The 6860-nt window shown below is 62.1% G+C and carries 5 protein-coding genes; 1 reads left to right on the plus strand and 4 read right to left on the minus strand.

The features are described from left to right. The first annotated feature begins 41 nt into the window (after positions 1 to 41). Entirely contained in the window at positions 42 to 1475 is a 1434-nt protein-coding gene (locus H7A77_RS19245) for an EmmdR/YeeO family multidrug/toxin efflux MATE transporter (protein ID WP_033650790.1), read from the plus strand. A 28-nt stretch (positions 1476 to 1503) separates the two neighbouring features. Here H7A77_RS19245 and H7A77_RS19250 read toward each other — a convergent pair whose 3' ends face one another. From H7A77_RS19250 to pqqU, 4 genes are all read right to left on the minus strand, one after another. Continuing rightward, positions 1504 to 1683 carry a hypothetical protein gene (locus tag H7A77_RS19250; protein ID WP_015378373.1) on the minus strand — a complete coding sequence of 60 codons (180 nt, stop codon included), beginning with the start codon at positions 1681 to 1683 and terminating at the stop codon, positions 1504 to 1506. Further along, complete coding sequence (locus H7A77_RS19255) at positions 1680 to 1865, minus strand: hypothetical protein (protein WP_033643635.1); 186 nt, start codon at positions 1863 to 1865, stop codon at positions 1680 to 1682. Before H7A77_RS19255 ends, H7A77_RS19250 begins: the two co-directional genes overlap by 4 nt. A gap of 226 nt (positions 1866 to 2091) precedes the next feature. Further along, positions 2092 to 4464, minus strand: coding sequence for a glucose/quinate/shikimate family membrane-bound PQQ-dependent dehydrogenase (locus H7A77_RS19260; RefSeq protein WP_033650791.1), 2373 nt, complete (start codon positions 4462 to 4464; stop codon positions 2092 to 2094). Between the two features lie 147 nt (positions 4465 to 4611). Next, positions 4612 to 6741 (minus strand): TonB-dependent receptor PqqU, encoded by a 2130-nt coding sequence (gene pqqU, locus H7A77_RS19265; protein WP_370528349.1) that lies wholly within the window; start codon positions 6739 to 6741, stop codon positions 4612 to 4614. Between the last annotated feature and the right edge of the window lie 119 nt (positions 6742 to 6860).

The following is a 6860-nucleotide window of genomic DNA, read 5'->3' on the forward strand; positions in this document are numbered from 1 at the left end:
TCATTTGAAATGATGTTTCACTTTTACCCATCGAGCCCATCTTGAACCTGTATGCCGCACTGCGTCAGCGCGTGGAAAATACGCGCTGGTACGCCAAACGGAAAAGCTACCGCGTGCTGTTCTGGCGCGAGATCACGCCACTGGCGGTGCCCATCTTTCTGGAGAACGCCTGTGTCCTGCTGATGGGGGTGCTGAGCACCTTTCTGGTGAGCTGGCTCGGCAAAGAGGCGATGGCCGGAGTGGGGCTGGCGGACAGTTTCAACATGGTGATCATCGCCTTTTTCGCCGCGGTGGATCTCGGCACCACCGTGGTGGTGGCCTTCAGCCTCGGCAAGCGCGATCGCCGGCGGGCGCGGGCGGCGGCGCGTCAGTCGCTGGTGCTGATGACCGGCGTGGCGCTGCTGTTGGCGGCGGGCATTCACCTGGCGGGTGAGCCTATCATTGATGTGATCGCCGGCGCGGCCTCGCCGGAGGTGAAAGCGCTGGCGCTCTCTTACCTGCAAACCACGGTGTGGAGCTACCCGGCGGCGGCGATTGCGTTGATCGGCAGCGGCGCCCTGCGCGGCGCGGGCAACACCAAGATCCCGCTGCTTATCAATGGCGGCATGAATATCCTCAATATCATCATCAGCAGCATCCTGATTTACGGCATGCTGGGCTGGCATGGCCTGGGGTTCGTCGGCGCCGGGCTGGGGCTGACGATTTCCCGCTATATCGGCGCCATCGCCATCCTCTACGTGCTGGCGATCGGCTTTAATCCGGCGCTGCACATCACGTTGAAAAGCTATTTCACGCCGCTCAAAATGAGCATCCTGTGGGAAGTGCTGGGGATCGGCATTCCCGCCAGCGTCGAGTCGGTACTGTTTAACGGCGGCAAGCTGTTGACGCAGATGTTTGTCGCCGGCATGGGCACCAACGTGATCGCCGGCAACTTTATCGCTTTCTCCATCGCTTCGTTGATCAACCTGCCGGGCAACGCGTTGGGATCGGCTTCGACCATTATCGTCGGCCGGCGGCTCGGCAAAGGCGAGATCGGCCAGGCGGAGCGGCAGCTGCGCCATATTTTCTGGCTGTCGACCCTTGGGCTGACCGCCATCGCCTGGGGCACCGCGCCGCTGGCCGGGGTGTTCGCCGCGTTTTATACCTCGCAGGATGATGTGAAAACGGTGGTGAAAACCCTGATCTGGCTCAACGCCGCCTTTATGCCGATCTGGGCCGCTTCCTGGGTCTTGCCCGCCGGGTTGAAAGGCGCGCGCGACGCCCGCTTCGCCATGTGGGTGACGATGCTCGGCATGTGGGGGTGCCGCGTGGTGGCCGGCTACGCGTTGGGCATCGAACTGGGCATGGGCGTGGTGGGTGTCTGGTTGGGGATGTTCCTCGATTGGGCGGTGCGCGGCGCCTTATTCTACTGGCGCATGGTCAGCGGGCGCTGGCTGTGGAAATATCCGCGGGCCAGGCGCTCGGACGCCGGGTGACGATCCGCCGCCGACAGCCGCGGCAAGGTCAATACAGCAGCGTCATCGCGCTGAAGAACAACAGCGTCAAGGCGATGATGATGAGGTTTTGCGTGGCTTTGCGCACCAGTTTGCTGGCGCTCAGGCGGCTATCGATGACGTAGAGCAGCGGCACCATCAGCAGCACATAGGCGAACATCAGCATGGCGGTAAAGGGCTGCAGGTTCATTCATGTTCCTCCTGGGCGTCATCATGGCCGATCAGGTGTATCAGTACGGCTTGCGTCTGGCGGTGCTGGCCGATAAAGGGCGACGTGGCCGGCGATGCCGGCGCGAACGTCAGGCCGGCGCGTCGCGTTTTCACCGCCGCTTGCAAAATCTTCTTTCGATGCTTCCGAGTATGGTCGACCATGCGCCTCCGAATAGGGCCGCCCGAAGGCGGCCGATCGTTGTATTGCCCATTAAGCTGGAGAGGATCGCAGCCGCTGCCGGGGCCGCAGAGGTATAATATTGCGAATGATAACCATTATCAATAATGGAAATGAAAAAATTAAGGGTATTGTGAGGGGGCAGCCGGCGGGGCGGGAAAAGAAAAAGCACGCCTTGCGGCGTGCTTTGCGGGGTACTAACGGCGGTGGTTACTTCTGATCGGGCAGGGCGTAAGCGACCACGTAGTCGCCCAGCTTGGTGCCGAAGGAACCGTGGCCGCCGGCGTAGATCAGCACGTACTGCTTGCCGTTGACCTCATAGGTCATCGGCGTCGCCTGGCCGCCGGCCGGCAAGCGCGCTTCCCACAGTTTTTCACCGTTGGTCACGCTGAAGGCGCGCAGGTAGTTGTCCGCGGTGGCGCCGATGAAGAACACGTTACCGGCGGTGGTCACCGGGCCGCCCAGCATCGGCATGCCCATTTTGAACGGCAGCGGCAACGGTGAGCTGTCGCGCACGGTGCCGATGCGTTTTTTCCACACGATGTCGTTGGTTTTCAGATCCACGGCGGAAATGTAACCCCAGGCCGGCTGTTTGCACGGCAGGCCGAACGGCGACAGGAACGGGTTCAGGGTGACGCCGAACGGCACGCCATACTGCGGCTGTACGCCGGACTCGGTGCCGCTGCCGCCTTTGTCGCCTTCCGGCGGCTCAATCGGGTTGCCTGGGCCGCGCGGGATCAGTTTGGAGACGAACGGCAGCGCGATCGGGTTGGCGATGGCGATTTCGCGATCGGTATCGACGGCCAGGCCGCCCCATTCGAACATGCCCAGGTTACCCGGGAACACCAGCGTGCCCTGCTCGGAAGGCGGGGTGAAGGTGCCTTCATAACGCAGGCTGTGGAACATCACGCGGCAGACCAGCTGATCATAGATGGTCGCGCCCCACATGTCGGCGCCGGTCAGTTTCTTCTCAGGACGGAAGGTCAACTCGGAGAACGGCTGGGTCGGTGACAGGCGATCGCCCTTGGCCGGGCCTTGCGGTACCGGTTTCTCCGGTGCCGGCACCACCAGTTCGCCGTTGGTGCGGTTCAGCACGAAGATGTTGCCGGTTTTGGTCGGCACATAGATGACCGGCACTTTTTTACCGCTCTTGTCGGTAATGTCCGCCAGGGTCGGCTGCGCCGGCACGTCCATATCCCACAGGTCATGGTGGACCGTCTGATAGAACCAGGCCAGTTTGCCGGTGGAGGCGTTCAGCGCCAACAGGCCGCTGGCGTAGCGTTCCATTTCCGGGGTGCGATCGCCGCCCCAGATGTCCGGAGTGGAAACGCCCATCGGCAGGTAAACGATATCCAGCTTGGCGTCATAGGCGGCAGGCGCCCAGGAGTTCGGCGAGTTCGGCACGAAGTGGTGCTCGTCCGCCGGGATGGCGTTCGGATCTTTCGCGCCCGGATCGAAGGCCCACAGCAGCTTGCCGCTGTTGACGTCGAAGCCGCGGATCACGCCGGAAGGCTCGCGGTTGGAGTAGTTGTCGGTCACGGCACCGGCGACGACGATCACTTTATCGGTGATCACCGGCGGCGAGGTCGGCTCGTAGTGGCCCGGCGTCGCATACGGCATATTGCTCTGCAGGTTCAGCTCACCGTTGTTGGCGAAGTCCGGGCAGGGTTTGCCGGTTTCGGCGTCCAGTGCGAACAGACGGCCGTCGTTGACCGGCAGAATGATGCGGCGTGCGCACATCGCCGGAGCGGCGTCGCCGGCGGCGCCTGCGGCTGCGGCGGTTTCGTGGTAAGACACGCCGCGACAGGTGATGTGCTGGAAGGTTGGGTTGTATTTCAGCTGCGGATCAAACTTCCATTTTTCTTTACCGGTGGCGGCATCCAGCGCGAACAGCTTCTGGTGCGGCGTACACATGTAAAGGGTATCGCGGATCTTGATCGGCGTGACTTCGTTGGTGATCTCACCCGGATCGTTGGCGGTCTTCAGATCGCCGGTCTGGAAACGCCAAACCTCTTGCAGCTGGCCAACGTTTTTGTCGTTGATCTGGCTCAGCGGCGAGTAACGGGTGCCTTCCTGGGTGCGGCCATAGGCCGGCCAGTCGGCGCCGGTGGCGTCTTTCGGTTGTACCTGGGCGGCGTCGAGGGTGCCGTTAATCTCTTGCGGATCGTTGAACACGGCATAGGCCAGCGCGATGACGGTGATCGCCAGCGCCGCGCTCAGCGCGCCGTAGGCGAATTTGCCGTTGGCCACCAGCTTGCGGTAGATAAACGGCAACACCAGCCACAGGCCGAAGAAGAAGGTGACGTCCAGGCGCGGCGTCAGCGCCCAGAAGTCCGGGCCCACTTCCCACAGGGCCCAAATCGTGGTGCCCAGCAGGAATACCGCGTACAGCAGCAGCGCGGTGGCGCGACGGCGGAACAGCAGCCAAGAGGTCGCCAGCAGCACCAGCCCGGCGATGATGTAATATAGCGAACCGCCCAACTTGGCCAGCCAGATGCCGCCGCCGAGCAGATAAAGCCCGCTCAGCGCGGCAAACAGCGCCGTTATGACGATAAGCGGCGATAGTGACGCTTTATTTTGCATAGCAATACCCTTACCAAAAATGAAAGTCCCCGATTTAGAGATTAAGCCAAATCGGAAAAAACACGCGGTTTCTCCCTATTATTTCAGCGAGAAGCCGCTAGGGTGACGTAAAACCCATCCCGTTTTTTAACCTTAAGGTGCTTTGCCTTATTCAAAGCGATAAGACAAGGTGGCGCCGCCACCCCAGTTGCGCCCCGGCGCCGGCTCGAAGTAGCGGCCGTTGCCTTCGTTGACGATCACCGAACCGACGTATCGGCGATCGAAAACATTGTCCACCCGGCTGAACACGTCCAGCGCCCAGCGGTTCCAGGTAAAGCGATAACCGGCGTTTACGCCGGCCACGGTGTAAGAGGGAGCCTGCGCGCTGTTGGCGTCATTGGCCTGAATGTCGCTCATGTAGCGCAGTTCCGCGCCGGCGTGCCAGCCTTCCGGCGGGGCATAGGCCAGCGAGGCGTAGCCCATGTTGCGGGCGATGCCCGGCAGGCGATTGCCGGCGGGGGTACAGCCGGATTTACCGCACATCTCGCTGCGGTAGGTGGCGTCCAGCAGCGTCCAGGCCATATGCAGGCGCCAGTCCAGCGCGAACTCTTGATCCAGCGCCAGTTCAAGGCCGCGCCGCCGGGTTTTGCCGGCGTTGGCGTAGCTGGTGCGCCAACCGCTGCTTTCCGCCACCACCAGCTCGTTGTCGGTATCGGTCTGGAACAGGGCGGCGCTCACCAGGCCGTTGCCGAGGCGCAGTTTGCTGCCCAGTTCGACGGTGTCGCTGGTGGACGGCTGCAGGCCGATGTTCAGGCCGGCCTGGCCGTCGGGGCGATAGGAGAGTTCGTTGATGGTCGGGGTTTCAAAGCCGCGGCCTGCGGAGAGATAAACGTTCCACGCCGGATTGATTTTATAGTTGAGCGAGCCCATCGGCAGCCACTGGTGGTAGCGTTTGCTGCCGCTGTCGTCGCCGTTGCGCGGCGTGATGTAGTAGTCGGTCGAGTCGAAGCTGACCGTGCTGTAGCGCAGGCCGGCGTCCAGCGTCCAGTGCGGCGTCAGTTGCCAGGAGGTTTGCAGGTAAGGATCCAGGTTCCAGATGCGGTTTTTCTCGTTGCGCCGCTGGTCGCCTTTCTCGCCGTAGTCCACTGTGCCGTCTCGCAGAATAAAGTTTTCAAACCCCTGCCGGCGTTCGGTCATGGTTTCATAATCCAGACCGCCGATCAGTGTTACCGGTAACGAGGCGAGAGTATCCTCATGCTTCCAGCGAGTGTCAATGCCCTGATATTTTCTTTCCAGCACGATCACCCCGCCGGCGTGGGTAGGGTTGAGCTGCGGCCCGCGTGGAATGGATTGGTACTGCGTGGTGTGGCGCTCGCCGTGGTAGGCGGTCAGCGTCAGTTCGTCGCGCTCGCTCATCTGGCGCTGATAGCGCAGACCGGCCTGGGTCTGATCGAGCGACTTGCGGGTGTTGTATTGATCCGCGCGCGGCGCCTGGCGCGGGTTTTCCTTCCATTCCGCTTCGGTCAGGCCGCCCGGATCGCCGGCGTCAATGGAGACGCTGTTGAACATCAGCGTCAGGGTACTGACGTCGTCCAACCGCACGCCGAGCTTGCCGTTGCCGAGGTTTTTCCGCGCGGCGCTGTGATCGCGATAGCCCTGAGTGGTGAAGCGGGTGCCGGAGATAGTGTAGTTGACGTCGCCGGCCTGGGTGCCGTCGCCGGTGGCGCCGGTCGCTTTCACCCCGTAGCGCCAGGTGTTGTCGCTGCCGAAATAGCTGCCGGCCTCCAGCGTTGGCGGCTGGGCGCCGGTCTGGGTGTCAACGTTGATCACCCCGCCCGAAGCGTTGCCGTACAGCGCGGAATAGGGGCCGCGCAGCACCTCGATGCGCTCGACGGAGTTGATGTCGATGTTGGAGGTTTGTCCCTGGCCGTCGGGCATGGTGGCGGGGATGCCGTCGACGTACATGCGCACCCCGCGCACGCCGAACATCGATCGGCTGCCGAATCCGCGTATCGACAGCTGCAGATCCTGCGCATAGTTTTGCCGGTTTTGAAGCTGCAGACCCGGCACGCTGCCAAGGTTTTCCGACAGGTTAATCTGCGGTGCGGCGTTGCGCAGGTCCTGGCCGTCGATCACGCTGACGGACACCGGCGATCCCAGCTCGGTCAATCCGATGGGTTGCGCCATTACCACCAGCGTATCGCTGTCTTTCTGATCCGCCGCCAGGGCCGAACCGATGCAGACCGGCTGCAGCAATAACAGGGTTGCCGGGGTCAAGACGGGACGTTTTTTATTCATCAGATAATTCTGCCAATAATGCTGAAAAAATTGCCCGCAAGTGGGCGAAAATAGCCATTTGTGACTCCCTGTACTGGCATTCAATGGGAGGGAAACTGCATCCTGCAACGAGTATAGGA

Origin of the sequence: Serratia sp. ME47 (assembly GCF_903970925.1) — a bacterium.
GTDB classification, from domain to species: Bacteria; Pseudomonadota; Gammaproteobacteria; order Enterobacterales; family Enterobacteriaceae; genus Serratia; species Serratia ureilytica.

Coding starts and splice junctions, on each gene's coding strand:
- pqqU (WP_370528349.1), bottom strand. CDS start 6,741: ATGAATAAAAAACGTCCCGTCTTGACCCCGGCAACCCTGTTATTGCTG.
- H7A77_RS19255 (WP_033643635.1), bottom strand. CDS start 1,865: ATGGTCGACCATACTCGGAAGCATCGAAAGAAGATTTTGCAAGCGGCG.
- H7A77_RS19260 (WP_033650791.1), bottom strand. CDS start 4,464: ATGCAAAATAAAGCGTCACTATCGCCGCTTATCGTCATAACGGCGCTG.
- H7A77_RS19250 (WP_015378373.1), bottom strand. CDS start 1,683: ATGAACCTGCAGCCCTTTACCGCCATGCTGATGTTCGCCTATGTGCTG.